Origin of the sequence: Microbacterium azadirachtae, assembly GCF_025583665.1 — a bacterium.
Taxonomy (GTDB): domain Bacteria; phylum Actinomycetota; class Actinomycetes; order Actinomycetales; family Microbacteriaceae; genus Microbacterium; species Microbacterium azadirachtae.
The window spans coordinates 276,988-296,214 of the sequence record NZ_CP099706.1 but is presented as its reverse complement, the minus strand read 5'-3'; the positions used below and the strand labels follow the sequence as shown (position 1 = coordinate 296,214).

Genomic DNA, 19,227 nt, shown 5'->3' with positions numbered 1-19,227 from the left:
CGTAGGCTCAGCCCTATGACGATCGACCTCGAAGCGCTCTTCATCGACCTGCACCGCAACCCCGAGCTCTCGTTCCAGGAGGTGCGCACCGCGGGCATCGCCGCCGGTCACCTGCGCGATCTGGGGTTCGAGGTCACCGAGGGGGTCGGACGGACGGGCGTCGTCGGCGTGCTGCGCAACCCTTCGAGAACCTCAGGGACCCCTTCGAGAACCTCAGGGACCCCTTCGAGAACCTCAGGGACCCCTTCGAGAGCCTCAGAGGCCCCGGGGCCCGTCGTGTGGGCGCGGGCCGACATGGACGCCCTCCCCGTCGTCGAGGAGTCGGGGCTGCCCTATGCCAGCACTGCCAAGGGCGTCGACGCCGAAGGGCACGAGGTCGGCATCATGCACGCGTGCGGCCATGACATGCACGTGACCGCCATGATCGGCGCCGCCGAGGAGCTCGTCCGCACCCGCGACGAATGGTCCGGCACCCTGGTCGTCGTCATCCAGCCCGCCGAGGAGTTCGGCGCCGGTGCCCGCGCGATGCTCGACGACGGGGCGCTGGACCGCTTCCCGCGTCCCGACATCGTCATCGGGCAGCACGTGACGCCGTTCCCCGCCGGCGTGATCGGCGTGCGGCCCGGGCCTCAGATGTCGGCCTCCGACGGTCTGCACGTGGTGCTGCACGGCCGGGGCGGACACGGATCCCGGCCGCACTCCACGATCGACCCGGTGGTCATGGCGGCCGCCACGGTGATGCGCCTGCAGACGGTGGTCTCGCGCGAAGTGGATCCGCATGACCTGGCCGTGGTCACGGTGGGCGCCATCCACGCCGGCACCAAGAACAACATCATCCCGGCCGAGGCCACGCTCGATCTCAGCCTGCGCTACCCCGACGACGTCCTGCGCTCCCGGGTACTGGCGAAGGTCGAGCGCGTGATCAAGGCCGAGGCGATGGCGAGCGGCGCGACCGTCGACCCGACCATCGAGACCCTGCACACGCTGCCCGCCACGATCAACGACGACGCGGCGACCGAGCGCGCGACCGCGGCCTTCCGCGCCGCGTTCGGCGAGGAGAACGTGATCGATCCCGGCCTCTTCACCGGCAGCGAGGACGTGTCGTGGTTCGCCCGCGATGCCGGCGTGCCGCTGGTGTTCTGGTTCTGGGGCGGCATCGCGCCGGCCCGCTACGCCGCCGCGGTGGCGCAGGGCACGGTCGACAGCGAGATCGCCACCAACCACTCCCCGTTCTTCGCGGTCGAGATCCACCCGACGATCGAGGTGGGCGTCCAGGCTCTCACCGTCGCCGCGCGCGAATTCCTGGACTGACGGGCGACGGTCACACGCCGATCGGCGCGTCCGTCTCCGGGTCGTCCGATCCCGGCATCGCGACGGGCGCCTCGGCATTGCGGGCGGCGTCGCGACGCGGGCGCCCTGCGGCCACGACGACGCCGGCCAGCACGAGGAACGCCCCGCCGAGCACGATGGTCCACCAGGGGAAGCCGGGGATGTCCGGCGCCGCACCGGCGGCGTCCAGATCCTTCTGCGGGGTCGGCGTCACGCGCTCGCCCGTGACCAGGATCCGGTGGGTGTTGATGCCGAGCGGGGTGCAGGTCACGAGCGTGACGAGGTCTTCACCCGGCTGGGCGCTCAGCGCCTGCGTCTCCTCGGGGAGGACCACCTTGGTGTCGCGCACCCGATAGGTCAGCACCTGGCCGAACACCTCGACGGTGAACGTGTCCCCGACCTTCAGCTGATCGAGGTTGTCGAACAGCGTCGCGCCGGCGAGGCCGCGATGCGCGGTGAGCACGGAGTGCTGATCGACGCCGCCGATGGGGAGGGACGTGCCCTCGAGATGCCCGACGCCCTTGGTCAGGGTGCTGTCGGAGGTGCCGTGGTAGATCGGCAGGTCGACGCCGATCGCGGCGATGCGCAGCCGGCCCATGACGCCGTCGGCATCGGCCTTGAGCATGCGGGAGTAGTCGAAGCCGGGCGCGGCCGCAGTGCTGGTGGGGACGCGCGATCCCGGCGCGACGAGCGCTCCGCCGACGAGGGCCCGGTTGTACGCCCGCGCCTCGTCGAGCGCCTTCTGCCGCGCATCGGGCGCGGAGCCGCCGACCTCGGAGTCCACCTTCACGATCAGCTGCGACTGGTTGTACTGCGACCACCAGCTCGCCACCGTCGGATACATCAGGACCAGGACGCCGACGAAGGCGACCGCGGCGAGCATCGCGGTCGCCCAGGGCATCCGCCACCGCGCAGGCGGCGCGGGCCTCACGTCCCGACGACGAAGCGGAGCGGTCTGCGTCACGACGGCTCCTCTCTCGGCCTCGGTGGATTGACGTGAAGGGTCCCGTGATCCCGGGCGCGCGACGCGAGCGGGATCACGGGATTGGGGGGAGGAGGGCAGGAGCTCTGGGGGCTCTGCCCTCCTCGGGCCCGTCGGCGACCCCTGCGTGAGGAGTCACCGACGGACGAGGGTTTCAGTGACGACGAGCGCGCACGCGGCGCACCAGGATCGCACTGACACCGGCCACGACCAGCAGTCCGCCGATGACGGCGAACAGGGTGCTGCCCGCACCACCGGTCAGGGGCAGGTTGGGACCGACCTGCTGGGTGTTGGAGATGGTGATGCTGGTCGGGTTGGCCGAGCCGTTCGCGGTCACCGTGACCTGGGTCCACGGGTCGGCGGGCAGCACGTAGCCGGCCGGGGCCTGGACCTCCTTGAGCCAGTAGTCCTTGCTCTTCACATCGTTGTTGCCGACCCACAGGCCGTCGACCAGGATCTGGCCGTTCGCGTCGGTCGTGACGGGGCCGGCGACCTTGGTACCGTTCTTGGCGTCGTAGACCTCGAAGATCGCGCCCTGCAGCGTGTTCTTCGTGTTGCCGTCCTGCTTGACGACCTTGAGCGGGCCCCAGTTGGTCTGCGGCGTGTTGGTGGTGCGGTCGGATCCGTTGGTGTTGACGACGGCGGTGTTCAGGATCTGGCCGTCGGCGCCGAGCGAGGTCACGGTCGTGGTGATGTCCGCGGTCACCGCGGTCTTGCCGGCGAGCTTGCCGAGGCCGGTCGCGGTGAAGGTGATCACGGTGTTGCCGGAGACGGTGTAGTCCGTGCCCTCGGTGAGGGTGGTGCCGTCGACCTTGACCACGGCGCCGACGTAGGTCAGGCGCGGGTCGAGGTTGTCCGTGATGGAGAAGCTGCGGTAGGTGTCACCCGCGGCCAGGGCGGGGATCGGGGCGTTGACCGTCCACACGATCTGCGAGCCCAGCACCGGCGCCTTCGGGTCGGCGACGGTCTTCGTCGGCTCCGTCGAGTTCAGCTTGTTCTTCGGGTAGACGTGGACGTTGTAGAGCCACGTGCCCTGGTTCGGGTAGGGCACCGAGACCAGGAACGGCTGCACCGGCGAGACGATGGGGTTCGCGCCGGGGCTCGTCTCCGTCACGAGGTACAGGCCGTACGGCAGGTTCGAGACCACGGCCTGCCCGGAGGCGTCGGTGGTCGCGGTGGTGCCGGTGCCGAGCGAGAACGGTGCCGACGACACGTTCGCGGGGGTCGCGCTCTTCGCCTGGTCCCAGCCGGCAGCGGTGGTGAGGTCGATCGGGGTGCCGTTCGCGCTCACGCGCTGGACGCTGAACTGAACGCCCTCGAGGCCCTGGCCGAGCGCGGCGATCTTCGCCGGGTCGGTGATCTGGGTGCCGTCGCCCGCGGCGCCGGGGTCACCGGCGTGCTTGTGGATGGTGAGGGTGCCCGTGGTGCCCGTGATGTTCGACGGGCTCAGGGTGTCGGCGGCGTTGGCGGCCGGCGACACCGCGAGGGCGCCGAGGGCGGCGAGGGCCGCGACTCCGAGCCCGGCTGCGAGCTTGCGCAGCCCGAGAGACCTGCTGGTCATTTCCGTTCCTGCTTTCTTTGTGGTTCGTCGACCGACACCCGTCGGCCGACAGTTGTCGTGCTGTCGGTTGAGGTGGGTGAGGGGTCAGGAGGTGCGGCGCGAGGTGCGGCGGAGTCGGAGGAATCCGAGGAGCGCGAGGGCGGCGAACACGATCGCGCCGCCCGCAAGGAGGAACGCGTCGCTTCCGATGCCGCCGGTCAGCGGCAGCACCGCGCCGGGCTGCTGCTCGTTCGGCTGGGCGCCGATGTCGAGCGTGGTGCCGGCGTTGGCCGCGCTCACCGTGAAGGTGAACGATCCGGCCGCGATGTAGCCGGCGGGAGCCAGCGTCTCCTTCGCCGAGTAGGTCCCCCAGGCGAGCTTGTCCAGGCGGAAGGCGCCCGGTGCCGGGTCGAGGTCGGGGCCGGCGCAGGGAGCCGCGGTGCAGTCCTTGACGACGAGTCCCTGGGCGGGCAGGCCGGGGCCGGTGAGGGTCCACTCGGATCCGGCGAGCTGGCCGCCGGTCGCCTTGGACGTCTTGGTCCAGACGACGGATCCGGGCTTGCTCGCGTTGGTGATCGTGCAGACCGCCTTCGCGTTCGCCGCGACGGTGACGGAGGATCCGCTCACGGTCGCGCCGGTGCAGGTCCACGCACCCGCGGCGTAGCCCGCCGGGCTGCCGCTCTCGGACAGCGCGTAGGTCCCCGGGGACACGATCGCGCCCGTCACGCTCGCGTCGCCGGTCTTGCCGGTGATCGTCTGCGTGCCCGTCGCGGTGAGCGTCCAGTCGGAGATCGTGGACGTGCCGCCGTAGGTGTTGTCGACCTGCTTCTTGAGGGTCAGGTTCGCCGCGGAGGGCTTGTTCGTGATGGTGCAGGCCACCGCGTCACCGGGGGCCACGCCGGTGATGTCCGCACCGGCGGCGCCGGGCAGGGTCACGGAGCGCTGCGCGCCGCCGAGCGAGGTGACGGTGCAGCTGCCGCTGACGAAGTCCCACCCGCTCTTCTGCGTCTCGGAGACCCGCACGGTCGCCCGCGAGGTCGTCTTGTCGAACACGACGGTCCAGTTCGCGTCGCCCGAGGCCGGGGTCGTCTGCGTGGTCGCGGCCGGCGTCGAGGTGGCGGTCCCGGTGGTCGCGGTGGTCGCCGCGCCGAGGGTCCAGCCGGAGCCCGGCGCCGGGTTGTTGCCGGCGATGTCGAGCACGGTCTTGTGCACTGCGACGGTCGCCAGCAGCGGCGCGTTCGTGATGGTGCAGACGACGCTGGCGCCCGAGCGGTTCGGGATCGTGAGCTGGCCGGCGGCGTTGGTCGGCACGGTCGCACCGAGGTCGTCGACGCAGGCGAGCGAGCTCGCGTAGTCGGCCAGCGTGCCGGGCGATCCGGCGGCGATCGCCTCGGACACCGTGTAGGTGTTGTTCTGGATCACCGGCAGCGGGCCGATCTGCGCGGTCTGGATCCCGGTGGCGGCCCCGGTGGTCGTCGCGGTCGCGGACTCGGTCGCGCCGCTCTTGACGGACAGGCGGAACTGGTCGCCGACGTGGGCGCGGGCGACGACGTTCTTCTTGACCGTCAGGTTCGCGGGCGAGTTGCAGCTCGCCAGATCCGTGCTGGAGAGGCTGTTGGTGACGTCGCCGCCGATCTGGGCGCCGGTCGACGCGTTGTACTCGCGGACGGTCGAGGCGTTGCCGAGGTACATCGACCCGGTCGTGTTGAACGCCATGCCGTTGATGTTGGAGAACCCGGCCGGCGTGAAGGAGAACGACGGCGACGACGCGAGCTGCCCGCCGGTGCCCGCGGCGAGCGCGGCGGCGGTGACGGAGTAGACGGTCGTCGTGGACGCGCTGCCGACCACGTACAGGTTGCCGTTGGCGTCGAACGCCATGTCGCCGTTGGTGCCGCCGGCAGCCGAGGTGTCGATCGTGCCGACGAGCGAGAAGGCGCCGGTGCTCAGCACGTACTTGTAGATGTAGAAGCTGCCCGACGCGAACCCGCCGAAGAAGTAGTCGCCCGTCTTGAGGTCGATCGCACCGGCGATGAGCGTCGCGGACGTGGTGTAGCTGTCCCCCGTGGACTTCCACGTGGATCCGTCGAAGTACCAGATGGTCGCGGTGCGGCTGTTGTTCGTCCGCTCGTACGCGATCGCGGTGGAGCCGTTCGCGCCGATGCCGAGGCCGTTGAACGACGAGACCCCGAGCGCCGGCGTGCCGACGGACGTGACGGCGCCGTTCGCGACGCGCTGCAGCTGGCCGGTGCCCGACAGCGCGTAGAACGTTCCGGTCGCGCAGACGAGGCCGGCACTCGCGGCCGGTGCGGTGCGCGCCGCGAGCGGGCCCAGCGCGGCAGAGTGCACCGAGGTCGTCGCCGGCGATCCGCTCAGCGAGAGCGATGCGGGTGCGGCCTGCGCGGCGGGCGTTGCGACGAATGCCAGCGCGATGCTCGCCCCCAGCGCCACGACGGCGCGCGCAAAGTGGTCCCCAAGCTTCATTGTGCTCCCCAGCCACAGAAGAAGGGCGTCCGCTCCCCGCGGAACGTCCTTCACGAGAGCCGATCACTCGGCTCTCTCCTCCCCATCGGACCATCCCCTGGCCCGCTGTCGGGAACCCATTTCCCGTGAGTCCCCTACGACCGCCAATCCCCTGGCGACCTGGATCCCGTCCTCGCCCGCATCCGGCCCCAGGGACGGATGCACTACCGCGCGCGGACAGTGGATCTGTTCAAGACGCTACGACACGTGCGGGTGATTCACAAAATCGACGCCGGTACGTCGCATTTTGGCGCGCGTTCGTCGGAGCGTTCTGGTAGCAGATCCGCGACCCGGCTCGACCCGCGACAGCCGGACCACCCTCGCCGTGGTGTCCGGGTTCCAGATCGTGGCTCCGTTCCAGCGCCTCGCCAGCTCCGCATCCCGCCGCTCGCGCCTCTCCGTCCACGCTCACTGCCCTCCCGAGTCGCACGTCCGCGCCGGTGCGATGCCGTGGATCGTCGCCCACTGGACCTGCAGCTCGTCGCCGAACTGGGGCGCAGGGCCGGGGAGCTCCGGCGTGCATCCGGAGGTGCTGAACCCCCCGATGACCTGCCCGGGGCGAGCGGTGAGGGTGACGGTGTAGACGTCGCCGCCGGGCGCGGCGTTCTCGAGAACCGTGCGGATGGCCGGCCACCCGGGCGCATCCGTGAGCGCGAGATCCGACGGGAGCGCCGGCGCCGCCGATGTCGGGATCCTCACGGAGAGCCGCGGCGGCCCACTCGGGAACACGTCGACGGCGAACCGCAGCTCGTGGTCAGGATCGGCCGCGGCGAAGCCGCGGTAGCCGGCGTCGAAACCTCGCAGGATCGCCCCCAGCGACGCAGGAACAGGCGACTCGATGGTGGAGTCCTCGCCGAGCGAGAGGGTCAGTCGATCGGTGCGCGTCTGCATCGAGAACTCGTCGAGCAGCGCGGCCTGCGCCGAGGGCGAGAGCCGTTCGTCGGCGATCCGCAGGGCGCGGCCGTCGCCGACGGATCCGGAGAGCGGGATTCCGCGTTCCGCCCGGCTGAGCCATTCGCCGACGAAACGGACCCCGGGCGGCGGAGAGCCGGGGGCCACGGTGAACGACGCCTCGGCGACAGCCTCCAGCGCGAGGTGCAGCGATCGTGCACGTGAGCCTGGGATCCCGTACTCGGCACCTCCGCCGCCCTTCGCGGACAGCCAGGTCGTGATCACGCGATGCGCCTCGCCGGCCGTGACGCCGCGCTCGAGCCGGACGTCCGTGTCGCGTGCGATCCCCGCATCGAACCCGCCGTCGTCCACGACGCACTTCGCCGAGGCGACCCCGGGCAACGATTTCAGTGCCTCGCAGGTCGCAGCGGCGGCGCGCTCAGCCTCCCTGACGTCCCCCGGCGCCGAGCACGCGGTGAGGGCGCCCAGCAGTGTCAGCACAGTGAGGGCGGCTGTCGCACGGCGGGCCCCTGCGCCGCCCTGCCGAAGACCGCCCCCTCGCCCTCCCCGGTGCCGTCGCATAGGCACAGAGCCTACCGATCAACTGAATGCCTGTTCAATGCATTCCGGCCCGATTGCCGTCGACCGGCGAGGCGTCGTCGTTCAGGCGAGTGTGAGGAAGAGCTTCTCCAGTTCCTCCGCACTCGGAGACCCCGCGGCATCGGGGTCGGTCAGACACTCGCGCAGCGCCGTGGAGATCACCAGGAAACCGGCGCGGTCCAGCGCCTTTGTGACCGCGGAGAGCTGCTGCACGATCGCGCGGCAGTCCTCGCCTCCCTCCACCGCGGCGATCACCGCCGCAAGCTGACCGTGCGCACGTCGCAACCGGTTCGCGATCTTGCGCACCGCGTCCGGATCGTGCCCCGCTGCGCGCGTCTCGTCGTCTGCGATGCCCTGAGTCGTCTCCCTGCTGACCATGGAGCCAACTATACCCGGGGGAGTATGTTACGGTGATACTCCCGGGAGTATTCGACCATGCCGGGATGAAGGAGCAGAGATGTGCCGTGCAGTGACGTGCAAGACGTGCGGGAAGACCACCTGGGCCGGGTGCGGCCAGCACGTGTCCGAGGTGAAGCGCTCCGTGCCGGCGGCACAGTGGTGCGACGGCCGGCACACACAGGCGCAGATCGACGCGACCAGCCCCGCTCGGAGTGGTCTACTGTCCCGGATCCTCGGTCGATGAGCGCGGCCACGACGCCGCCGCGCCGGATCGTGATCGTGGGCGGCGTGGCGGCCGGGATGAGCGCCGCCGCCCGGGCACGCCGCCTGGACGAGGACGCCGAGATCATCGTCCTCGAGCGGGGCGAGCACGTCTCGTTCGCCAACTGCGGGCTTCCCTACTACGTCGGCGGCGAGATCCAGGATGAGGCCGCGCTGCTCGTGCAGACGCCGGCGAAGCTGCGCGACGCCCTCGACCTCGATGTGCGCGTGCGTCACGATGTCATCGCCCTCGACCCCGCCCGCCGGACAGTGGCCGTACGAGGACCTCAGGGCGAGGAGCAGCTGCGGTATGACGCGCTCATCCTCGCGCCGGGCGCGGCCGCCGTGCGCCCCCCGCTACCCGGACTCGACTCGCCGCGGGTGAGCACCCTGCGGACCGTCGAGGATGCGGTGCGTCTGCGAGCGCGCATCGACGCGCAGGCTTCCCGCCCCGCACGACGCGCCGTCGTGCTCGGCGCCGGCTTCATCGGCCTGGAGGCCGCGGAGGCTCTGAGCCGCCAGGGCCTCGAGGTCGATCTCGTCGAGCTCGCCCCGCATGTCCTCCCCCCTCTGGAAGCCGTGATGGCCGCCCCCGTGACGACCGAGCTGAAGCGGCTCGGGATCTCCGTGCACGCGGGCGTCGCGGCACAGGCCGTGGAGCAGCACGAAGGACACGACACCCTGGTGCTCGCGGACGGGCGACGAATCGAGGCCGATCTCATCCTGCTCTCCGTCGGCGTCCGCCCCGACACCGCGGTCTTCGAGACGGCCGGCGTCGCGTGCGAGCGCGGTGCGATCCTCGTCGACGAACACGGCCGCACGAACGTCCCGCACGTGTATGCCGCGGGAGACGCGGTCCTGTCCGCCGATGCCGTCACGGGACTGCGTCGGCCGGTGGCTCTCGCCGGCCCTGCGAACCGGGCGGGGCGCGGGATCGCCGACCACATCCTCCGCCCCGCATCGGCTCGCCCGCTCCCTGCCCCCGTCGGCACGGCGATCCTGCGCGTCGGCGAGATCACCGCGGCGCTCACCGGGGCGAATGCGGACGCGCTGCGCGCCTCAGGCATCCACACCGACACCCTTCACCTGCACCCCACCCAGCACGCCGGCTACTTCCCGGGAGCGACACAGATGGCGCTCGTCGTCCACATCCGCCGCGGCGACGGTCTCCTGCTGGGCGCGCAGGCGGTCGGCCGCGAGGGCGTGGACAAGAGGATCGACGTGCTCGCGACGGCCATCCGAGCGGGGCTCACCGCGGCCGACCTCATCGACCTCGACCTCGCCTACTCCCCCGTCTACGGCAGCGCGAAGGATCCGGTGAATCTCGTCGGCATGGTGGGCGCGAACGTCACCGACGGCACCCTCGCGCTGTGGTATGCCCAGGACTGGGAGCGGCTCCGGGGCGAGACGCTGGTCCTCGATGTCCGCAGCGCGGCGGAGTACGCCGCAGGGCACCTGCCGGGCGCCCTGCACATCCCGCACACCGAGCTGCGGGGCCGTCTCGACGAGGTGCGCGCCGCCGCCGCGGGCCGCCCGGTGCGAGTGCTGTGCGGCTCCGGCGTGCGGTCGCACATCGCCCACCGGCTCCTCACGCAGTCGGGCTTCGACTCCGCGTCGCTGTCGGGCGGGATGCTCACGGCCCGGGCGGTGCTCGGCGACGAGGTCCTCGTGGCCTGACGTCGCGCCGTGTCCGGATCAGGGCAGCACTACGGTCTCGACGCCCTCCCCGCCGGTTCTCCTGCATCCGTCGTCTCGTCGAGGGGCTCACGGCGGCCCACCGGCGCGCCCGACCCTCCGGCCGGGAGCGCGAACCGGGATGCCCCGGTGAAGGCGGATGGCTCCGCGCCCGTGTGGCGCCGGGTCTGCACCACGAACAGGACGATGCCGAGCGCGACGGCGGCGAGCGACGCCCATACGTTGGCGGGGACGCCCAGGAAGCCGATGCTCGAAGGATCGATGCGGATCGATTCGAGGTAGCTGCGGCCCGCGCCGTACCAGATCAGGTACAGCGCGAGCACCTTGCCCCATTGCAACGCGAAACGGCGCTCGGCCCAGAGGATCACGGCGAAACCGAGCAGGTTCCAGACGATCTCGTAGAGGAACAGCGGCTGGAACAGGGTGCCCGCCGGCAGCCCGGGCGGGAACTTGGAGTTCGTCGCCTCGATCTCAAGGCCCCAGGGCAGCGTGGTCGGCAACCCGAAGAGCTCGTGGTTGAAGTAGTTGCCGAGTCGGCCGAGAGACTGGGCGACCAGCAGCGCCGGTGCGAGGGCGTCCGCCACGCTCCAGAACCGCACCCGAGCGCGGCGGCAGGCGATGGCGATGCCGACGGTGCCGCCGATCAGGGAGCCGTAGAGGGCGTTGCCCCCATCCCAGATCGCGAACACGTTCCACAGGTCGTCCCCGGGAGCGAAGTAGTCGCCCACGTGCGTGAACACGTGGTAGAAACGCGCGCACACAATCCCGAGGGGCACCGACCAGAGGGCGATGTCGATCGCGAATCCCGGCTCGATGCCGCGCCTCCTCAGACGCCTGCCGAGAATGAGGGTCGCCGCGATGATGCCGGCGATGATGCACAGCGCGTACGCATGGATCGTCAGCGGACCGACCTGGAACTGCGCCCATTGCTCAGGAGGGCTGGGGATGCTCGTTCTCATTCGATCGCCTTTCGGAGACGGGCACGGCATGAGCCACGCCAAGGGGCGGGTCGCGGAGGCGGCTGTGAACGGCGCAGCAGCCCCGCCTCAGACGTCGAGGGGCACCGTCGGAAGGGCGGCGAGCGGGGCGTGCGCCTCGTGGTGCAGCCGCTCCATGCGGCCGTCGAGCTCGCTGGCGGCATCGGCGGCCGCGGTGAGATCGTCGACGAGGTGCGCGGGCACCTGTCCCTGGAACTTGTAGTGGATCTTGTGCTCCAGGCTCGCCCAGAAGTCCATGGCGATCGTGCGGAACTGCACCTCGACCGGCACCATGATCGGCCCGGAGGACAGGAAGACGGGTACCTCGAGGATCGCGTGCAGGCTGCGATAGCCGTTGGCCTTCGGCGTCGCGATGTAGTCCTTCACGATGCGCACCGTGATGTCGTCCTGCGCGGTGAGCAGGTCGAACAGGCGGTAGACGTCGGCCACGAAGCTGCAGGTCACCCGCACCCCGGCGATGTCGGTGATGTGCTGCCGGATCGACGCGAAGTCGGGCTCGACGCCGCGCCGCGCCACCTTCTCCACGATGCTGTCGGGCGACTTCACCCGGCTCTTCACGTGCTCGATCGGGTTGTAGGAGTGGTGGTGGGTGAACTCGTCCCGGAGGATCGAGATCTTGGTCTCGATCTCCCGCATCCCGAACTCGTACTCGTGCAGGAAGCGCTGGAACTCGTCGCGCAGCTCCCGCGCCTCCGAGAGGGTCTGATTCAGCGCGTCGTCGTCGAGGGGGACCGTGCTCATGACTGCGACGCTACGCAACGGGCGTTCGGATCTCCTGTGTGTTCGTTCTGAGCGGATCGGGGAGCGACGAGACGCACCGGAGAACGCTCTCCCGTAGCGCCCCGGGACACGCCCGGCGCCGGACCGGGGCAAAGAGTGATGGAACAGTGATGCAACAACGCGCGCGCGAAATTGCATCGGCCCCGTTCCAGGCGTAATTTAGCCGCTCGTGGCAAATGACAGCCGTGAGAGCGCCGACGCCCCGCAGGTAGCCAAACGCATCCTGCTCGGCGAGCCGCTCAGCACAGAGAAGGCGAACGAGCAGCTCCTCCCGAAGCGGATGGCGTTGCCGATCTTCGCATCCGACGCGCTCTCCTCCGTGGCCTACGGCCCCCAGGAGATGCTGATGACTCTGGGCATCGGCGGGCTGGCGTTCCTCGCGTTCGCCCCGTGGGTCGCGGCAGCCGTCGTGCTGCTGCTGATCGTGATCGTGCTGAGCTACCGCAAGCTCATCCAGGCCTACCCCTCCGGCGGAGGCGACTACGAGGTCGCTTCGAAGAACCTCGGTGAGATCCCCGGCGTCGTCGTGGCCGCCGCACTGCTGGTGGACTACATCCTCACCGTGTCGGTGTCGATCGCCTCGGGCGTCGACAACATCATCTCCGCGGTCCCCCAGCTCGATCCCTTCCGCGTCGAGCTCGCCGTGGGCTTCGTGATCCTCATTGTGATCGTGAACCTGCGCGGCGTGCGTGAGGCGTCGACGTTCTTCGCGGTGCCGACCTACATCTTCATCGGATCCGTCGCCGTGATGATCGTCACGGGTCTCGTGCGCACCTTCCTCGGCGATGTGCCGATCGCCGAGAGCTCGCAGTACGCGATGCACGGCGACCAGCTCGCGAACGCCGCCGTGATCCTGCTGGTGCTGCGCGCCTTCTCGAGCGGCTGCTCCGCCCTGACCGGCGTCGAGGCCGTGTCGAACGGCGTGCAGGCGTTCCGGATCCCGAAGATCGGCAACGCGCAGGCGACGCTCGCCATGATGGGCGGCATCGCGATCCTGCTGTTCACCGGCCTCACCGCGCTCGGCCTCATCACGCAGGTGCACTACGCGGAGGACCCGTGCCGCGACCTCGTCGGCTACGCGTGCGGCCAGCCGCAGCAGAGCCTCATGGCCCAGATCGCGTCGGCCGTGTTCGGCGGCGGCTCCCTGCCCTTCTTCATCATCCAGGCGGCGACCGCGTGCGTCCTGCTGCTCGCGGCCAACACCGCGTTCAACGGCTTCCCGCTGCTCGGCGCCGTGCTCGCGCGCGACGGCTACGCCCCCAAGGCGCTGAACACGCGCGGCGACCGCCTCGTCTTCTCCAACGGCATGATCGTGCTCGGCATCGCCGCGATCGGCGTGCTGGTGCTGTTCCAGGCGAACCTGACGAACCTCATCCAGCTGTACATCATCGGCGTGTTCGTGTCGTTCTCGCTGGGCCAGGTCGGCATGGTGAGGCACTGGAAGGCGCTGCTGCGCAGCACCAAGTCGATGAGCGTGAAGGATGCGCTGCCCGTGCGGCGCACGGCGTACACGGGCCTCGTGATCAACTCGCTCGGCGCCTCGCTGACGATCGCCGTGCTCGTGATCGTCACGATCACGAAGTTCACCCACGGCGCGTGGATGGTCTTCATCGCGATCCCGCTCCTCGCCCTGCTCATGATGGGCGTGAAACGCTACTACCGCGACGTCGAGCACGAGATCGCGATCGATGACACGACCCACTTCGGATCCGAGGGCGACGTCGCGATCATCCTCGTCAACCGCCTGCAGAAGCCGGTGATCAAGGCGATCGACTACGCGATCGCGGCGAAGCACCAGAAGACGATCGCCCTGCACGTGGCCGCCAACCCTGAGGACGGCGTGCAGCTGCAGAAGGACTGGCAGGAGCACCGGATCCCGATCCCGCTCGTGATCGTGGAGTCGCCCTTCCGCCACTATGCGGCGCCCGTGGAGGCGTACATCAACAAGTACCGGCAGAAGCACGGCCCCGCCGTGGTCACCGTGTACCTGCCGCAGTACATCGTCGGCCACTGGTGGGAGTCGATCCTGCACAACCGCCGCGCCCGCCGTGTGGCGAACCAGCTGATGCTCGTGCACGGCGTGACGATCACGCTCGTCCCGTGGCTGCTCGACTCGTCCGAGCTCATCTACGGCCGCCGGTCGCGCCCGGTGCCCGGCCAGCAGCGCGCAGGCCGCCCTGTGCCGCTCTACGGCGGCGAGGACTCCAAGGCCGCCCGCCGCGTGCAGCGCCCCGCCGGACCGCCCGAGAAGGGCTGAGCGCCCGCCCGGGTCGGCCGTTGACATGACGCCCCGCCCGGCGGGACACTCGGGCTGACCGCGGGTGAACGACCACCGCGCGGCGGCGGAAGGACGATGATGCCCGAGACCAGTGCCCTGATCGACCGGCTCCGCAGCAGGCTCCCGCAGGACGGGCTGGAGGACCGGGATCCCCGCGACGTCACCGGGGCCCTGAGCGCGATGATCGACCTCGCCGAGGGCCGCCGTGCCGGCGAGACGCGCGTGGCCGTGTTCACGCCGACCGTCGCGGAGAACGGCTGGACGTCGCGCCGGACGATTGTGCAGATCTGCACCGACGACGTGCCCTTCCTGGTCGACTCGGTCGCCGCCGCCGTCGCCGAGGAGGGCCCGACCGTCCACCTGCTCCTGCATCCGGTGGTGGCCGTCCGCCGCGACGACGAGGGCGGGATCCTCGAGGTCGGCGGCCTGGGCGGCCGGTCCGAGTCGTGGATGCACCTCGAGACCGACCGGATCCCGACGGCCGAGCAGCGCGAGGCGCTGCGCTCCCGGATCCTCTCCGTCGTCGCCGACGTGCACGCCGCGGTCGCCGACTGGGGCGTGCTGCGACGCACCTGCCTCGACATCGTCACCGCGCTGCGCACGTCCCCGCCGCCGACCGCCGCTCCCGCGGAGATCGCCCGCAGCACGGAGTTCCTGAGTTGGCTCGCCGACGACCACTTCACGTTCCTCGGCTACCGCGCTTACGCGCTCGACGCGATCGACGGGGAGGACGTGCTCCGCCCCATCGACGACACCGGCCTCGGCATCCTCCGCGACGCGCCGAGCCGCGTCGTCCATCTGCGGCCCGAGGCCCGCGCGACCGCGCACGAGCCGCGGATCCTGACGATCACGAAGGCCAACTCCCGATCCACCGTGCACAGGCCCGTATACCTCGACTACATCGGCGTGCGCTCGTTCGACGAGGCGGGGAACGTGACCGGGGAGCACCGCTTCCTGGGGCTGTTCACGTCCATCACCTACGCCTCCTCCGTGACCGCGCTGCCGATCGTCGCCGCGAAGGTGACCGCGGTGCTGGCGGCCTCCGGGCACGCGCCGGGGTCGCACTCGGCCAAGGAGCTGGAGCAGATCCTCGAGGACTACCCCCGCGACGAGCTGTTCCAGGACTCGCCGGAGCACCTGCTCGCCGTCGCCACCCGGATCAGCCGGCTGCGCGAACGCCGGGGCGCGGCGATCTTCGCGCGCAGCGACGAGTTCGGCCGGTTCGTTTCGGCGCTGGTCCTGCTGCCGCGCGACCGCTACAACACCCCCGTGCGGCTGCGGATCGAGGCGCTACTGAAGGACGCCTACGGCGTCGACGCCCTCGAGTACACGGCGAAGGTGGGCGAGTCGCCGCTCGCTCAGCTGCACGTCGTGATGCGGATGCCGAAGGATCGCGACATCCCGGCGGTCGATCCCGCCGACCTCGACGCGCGCCTTGCGGCCGCTCTGCGCACCTGGGACTCGGAGTTCGTCGACGCCCTGCACAGCGCGTACGACGAGGAGACCGCCGGGAGCCTGCACGCCCGCTACAGCGCGGCGTTCCCGGAGTCCTACAAGGAGTTCGCGACTCCCGAGGAGGCCGTCGGCGACGTGGAGCGCCTGGAGCGGCTCGACGAGTCCGGCGGGATCGCCGTGCACCTGTACGCGGAGGGCGACGACCCGGCGCAGCGCTTCCTGACCGTTGTCAGCGTGGATCCGCGCCCGCTCGCCGAGGTGCTGCCCATGCTCACCGCGCTCGGCGTCGAGGTCGTCGACGACCGCCCGCACACCGTCACCCTCCCGGACGGCAGCCGGCGGCACATCTCCGACTTCGGCCTGCGGCTGCCCGACGCGGCGCTGTGGGGCGACGAGAGGCGGGCGGCGCAGTTCGAGGACGCGTTCCTGGCGATCTGGACGGGCGCCGCGGAGAACGACAACCTCAACGCCCTGGTCGTGCACGCCGGGCTGGACTGGCGCGACATCGTGATCCTGCGCGCGATCGGCGGCTATCTGCAGCAGATCGGATCCGCGTTCTCGACGGGCTACATCGATCAGGCCCTGATCACGAACCCGGCCATCGCGGTGTCGCTGGTGCAGCTGTTCGCCGCGCGCTTCGACCCCGACACGGCCGACCCTGCCGCGGAGGCGCGCATCCGCGAGGGCGTGCTCCAGGGGCTGGACGGTGTCGCGAGCCTCGACCAGGACCGCATCCTGCGCGCGTTCCTCGGCGTGATCGACGCGACCCTGCGCACCAACTTCTTCCAGCGCGACGCCGAGGGGCATCCGAAGCCGTGGGTGTCGATGAAGCTGGACAGCAAGCGGGTGCCGGATCTTCCGGCGCCGCGGCCGATGGTCGAGATCTGGGTCTACTCCCCCGAGGTCGAGGGCGTGCATCTGCGCTTCGGCGCGGTCGCCCGCGGCGGCCTGCGCTGGAGCGACCGACGCGAGGACTTCCGCACCGAGGTGCTCGGGCTGGTCAAGGCGCAGATGGTCAAGAACGCCGTGATCGTGCCGACCGGTTCGAAGGGCGGGTTCGTCGGCAAGCGGCTGCCCGACCCGGCCGCCGACCGCGGGGCCTGGCTGGAGGCGGGCAAGGCCGCATACCGGACCTTCATCCGCGGGCTGCTGGACCTCACCGACAACCGCATCGGAGCCGGGATCGTCGCGCCCGATCGCGTCGTGCGCAAGGACGGCGACGACCCGTATCTCGTCGTGGCCGCCGACAAGGGCACCGCCACGTTCTCGGACATCGCGAACGGCATCTCCCAGGAGTACGGCTTCTGGCTCGACGACGCCTTCGCCTCGGGCGGCTCCGTCGGCTACGACCACAAGGCGATGGGCATCACGGCCCGCGGCGCGTGGGAGTCGGTGAAACGGCACTTCCGGGAGCTGGGCCACGACACGCAGACCGAGGACTTCACCGTCGTCGGCATCGGCGACATGTCCGGCGACGTGTTCGGCAACGGCATGCTGCTCTCCGAGCACATCCGCCTCATCGCGGCGTTCGACCATCGTCACGTCTTCGTCGACCCGGATCCGGATCCCGCCGCGTCCTTCGCGGAGAGGCTGCGGCTGTTCCGGCTGCCCGGCTCGTCCTGGGGCGACTACGACCCCGCGCTGATCTCCGCGGGAGGCGGCGCCTTCCCGCTCAGCGCCAAGTCGATCCCGGTGTCGCCGCAGCTGCGCGCGGCGCTCGGGCTCGATGACGCCGTGGTGGCGCTCACCCCGAACGAGCTCAAGCGCGCCGTGCTGCTCGCCCCGGTGGATCTGCTGTGGAACGGCGGCATCGGCACCTACGTGAAGGCCTCGGCCGAGTCGCACGCGGAGATCGGCGACCGGGCGAACGACGCGATCCGCGTCGACGGACGCGACCTCCGGGTGCGGGTGGTCGGGGAGGGCGGCAACCTCGGCGTCAGCCAGCGGGGCCGCATCGAGGCGGCGCATGCGGGCGTGCAGATCAACACCGACGCCATCGACAACTCCGCCGGCGTGGGCACCTCCGACCGCGAGGTCAACATCAAGATCCTCCTCGGCGCGCTCGTGCGCGAGGGCGTGCTGAGCATCGAGGACCGCAACGCCCTGCTCGCGTCGATGACCGACGAGGTGGCGGTGCAGGTGCTGCGCGACAACTACGAGCAGAACGTGCTGCTCGGCAACTCCCGCGCCAACGCCGCGATCATGCTGCCCGTGCACGAGCGGCTGATGGAGAGCCTGGAGGCGCGCGACGAACTCGACCGCGACATCGAGTTCCTGCCGGACCGGCTCGCTGTCCAGGAGCGTGTGGAGGCCGGCGAGGGCCTGACCCGTCCGGAGTTCGCGGTGCTCGTCGCGTACGCCAAGCTCGCGCTCAAGACGGACCTGGCCGCGACCGACCTCGCGGACGACCCGTGGTTCGCCGGAACGCTCGCGGAGTACTTCCCGAGCGCCCTGCGCGAGCGGTTCGCCGAGCGGCTCGCCGAGCATCCGCTGCGCCGCGAGATCATCGTGAACACGGTCGTGAACTCGATGGTCAACCGCGGCGGGATCACGTTCGCCGACCGCGCGGCCGCCGAGACCGGCGCCACCGCCGAGCAGATCGCCCGGGCCTACGTCGCGGCACGGGAGATCTTCGACCTTCGCGGATTCGTCGTCGCCGTCGAGGCCACCGACAACCTCGTCGACACCGCCACCCAGACCCGGCTGTACCTGGACTTCCGGCGACTGCTCGACCGTGCGGCGCGCTGGTTCGTGCAGCACCGCTCGGAGGGCGTCGACATCGGTGCGGAGATCGCCCGGTTCGCCGAGCCGGTGCGGATCCTGTCCGAACGGCTCGCCGGGTTCTTCCACGGAGACGAGGCGGCTCAGTTCGCGGCACGGCAGGCGGCGCTCGCCGCCGCGGGAGTGCCCGAGGATCTCGCGCATCGCGGCGCCCGGCTGCTCGAGGCGCTGCGACTGCTCGACGTGATCGAGCTCGCCCAGGCCAGGGGGTGGGATCTCGAGGACGTCGCGCGCACCTACTTCCTGCTCTCCGGGGAGATCCGGTTCGACGACCTGCTCACCAGCGTCTCGGAGCTCCCGCAGGACGACAGCTGGCAGTCGATGGCCCGCGCGTCCCTGCGCGACGACCTGTACGCCGTGCTCGTGGACCTGACCGCCTCGGTGCAGACCCATGCGGGCGACGTCGAGCTCGACCAGCGGTACGCCCGGTGGCTCGAAGGCGGCGGCAGCACGGCGCAGCGGGCCGCCACCGCGCTCGCGGCGGCCTCCGCGGTCCCCCACCCCGGCATCGCCGTGCTGTCGGTCGCGCTGCGGCGGCTGCGCTCGCTCGTGCGCTGACGGCATCGGCGTTTCGCGGGCCGCTCCCGCCCGCGTCCGTCGGCAGGCCGTATGGATCCGGCGGGGAGCCGTAGGGAATCCGTGAGGACGCCGTTCCCGCGGTGACGGACCCGGTTCGATCGGATCCGTGCTCGACATCATCTACGTCGCGGGAACGCTC

11 protein-coding genes are annotated in these 19,227 nt (G+C 70.7%); 4 read left to right on the top strand and 7 right to left on the bottom strand.

All coding sequences use genetic code 11. The annotated features are described in order from the left end of the window. The first annotated feature begins 15 nt into the window (after positions 1–15). Positions 16–1,311 carry an amidohydrolase gene (locus tag NFX31_RS01390; protein WP_045251037.1) on the top strand — a complete coding sequence of 432 codons (1,296 nt, stop codon included), beginning with the start codon at positions 16–18 and terminating at the stop codon, positions 1,309–1,311. Between the two features lie 10 nt (positions 1,312–1,321). Here the strand turns inward: NFX31_RS01390 and NFX31_RS01385 are convergent, their stop codons facing one another. The 5 genes from NFX31_RS01385 to NFX31_RS01365 all read right to left on the bottom strand — a co-directional run bounded on the left by NFX31_RS01385 (position 1,322) and on the right by NFX31_RS01365 (position 8,240). Beyond that, positions 1,322–2,293 (bottom strand): class C sortase, encoded by a 972-nt coding sequence (locus NFX31_RS01385; RefSeq protein ID WP_248700461.1) that lies wholly within the window; start codon positions 2,291–2,293, stop codon positions 1,322–1,324. Positions 2,294–2,465: 172 nt separating this feature from the next. After that, positions 2,466–3,872 carry a SpaH/EbpB family LPXTG-anchored major pilin gene (locus tag NFX31_RS01380; RefSeq protein ID WP_045251039.1) on the bottom strand — a complete coding sequence of 469 codons (1,407 nt, stop codon included), beginning with the start codon at positions 3,870–3,872 and terminating at the stop codon, positions 2,466–2,468. 84 nt (positions 3,873–3,956) lie between these two features. Beyond that, positions 3,957–6,332: a SpaA isopeptide-forming pilin-related protein gene (locus tag NFX31_RS01375; RefSeq protein WP_262956535.1), complete on the bottom strand. Its 2,376-nt coding sequence runs from the start codon at positions 6,330–6,332 to the stop codon at positions 3,957–3,959. Between the two features lie 447 nt (positions 6,333–6,779). After that, positions 6,780–7,634 (bottom strand): hypothetical protein, encoded by an 855-nt coding sequence (locus NFX31_RS01370; RefSeq protein WP_045251040.1) that lies wholly within the window; start codon positions 7,632–7,634, stop codon positions 6,780–6,782. 291 nt (positions 7,635–7,925) lie between these two features. Further along, positions 7,926–8,240, bottom strand: a complete 315-nt coding sequence (locus NFX31_RS01365; protein WP_045251041.1) for a metal-sensitive transcriptional regulator — start codon at positions 8,238–8,240, stop codon at positions 7,926–7,928. Positions 8,241–8,501: 261 nt separating this feature from the next. Here NFX31_RS01365 and NFX31_RS01355 point away from each other — a divergent pair, with 261 nt between their 5' ends. Next, positions 8,502–10,199: an FAD-dependent oxidoreductase gene (locus tag NFX31_RS01355; protein ID WP_262956533.1), complete on the top strand. Its 1,698-nt coding sequence runs from the start codon at positions 8,502–8,504 to the stop codon at positions 10,197–10,199. Between the two features lie 29 nt (positions 10,200–10,228). Here the strand turns inward: NFX31_RS01355 and lgt are convergent, their stop codons facing one another. Together lgt and NFX31_RS01345 are read right to left on the bottom strand one after the other, a co-directional pair. After that, on the bottom strand, positions 10,229–11,176 hold the full coding sequence (lgt, locus tag NFX31_RS01350; protein WP_262956532.1) for a prolipoprotein diacylglyceryl transferase: 948 nt from the start codon (positions 11,174–11,176) through the stop codon (positions 10,229–10,231). An 87-nt stretch (positions 11,177–11,263) separates the two neighbouring features. Beyond that, on the bottom strand, positions 11,264–11,956 hold the full coding sequence (locus tag NFX31_RS01345) for a GTP pyrophosphokinase (protein WP_262956531.1): 693 nt from the start codon (positions 11,954–11,956) through the stop codon (positions 11,264–11,266). Between the two features lie 208 nt (positions 11,957–12,164). Here NFX31_RS01345 and NFX31_RS01340 point away from each other — a divergent pair, with 208 nt between their 5' ends. Both NFX31_RS01340 and NFX31_RS01335 read left to right on the top strand, forming a co-directional pair. Further along, complete coding sequence (locus NFX31_RS01340) at positions 12,165–14,252, top strand: APC family permease (RefSeq protein ID WP_052674352.1); 2,088 nt, start codon at positions 12,165–12,167, stop codon at positions 14,250–14,252. Positions 14,253–14,351: 99 nt separating this feature from the next. Beyond that, positions 14,352–19,067: an NAD-glutamate dehydrogenase gene (locus NFX31_RS01335; protein ID WP_262956530.1), complete on the top strand. Its 4,716-nt coding sequence runs from the start codon at positions 14,352–14,354 to the stop codon at positions 19,065–19,067. The last annotated feature ends 160 nt before the right edge of the window (positions 19,068–19,227 follow it).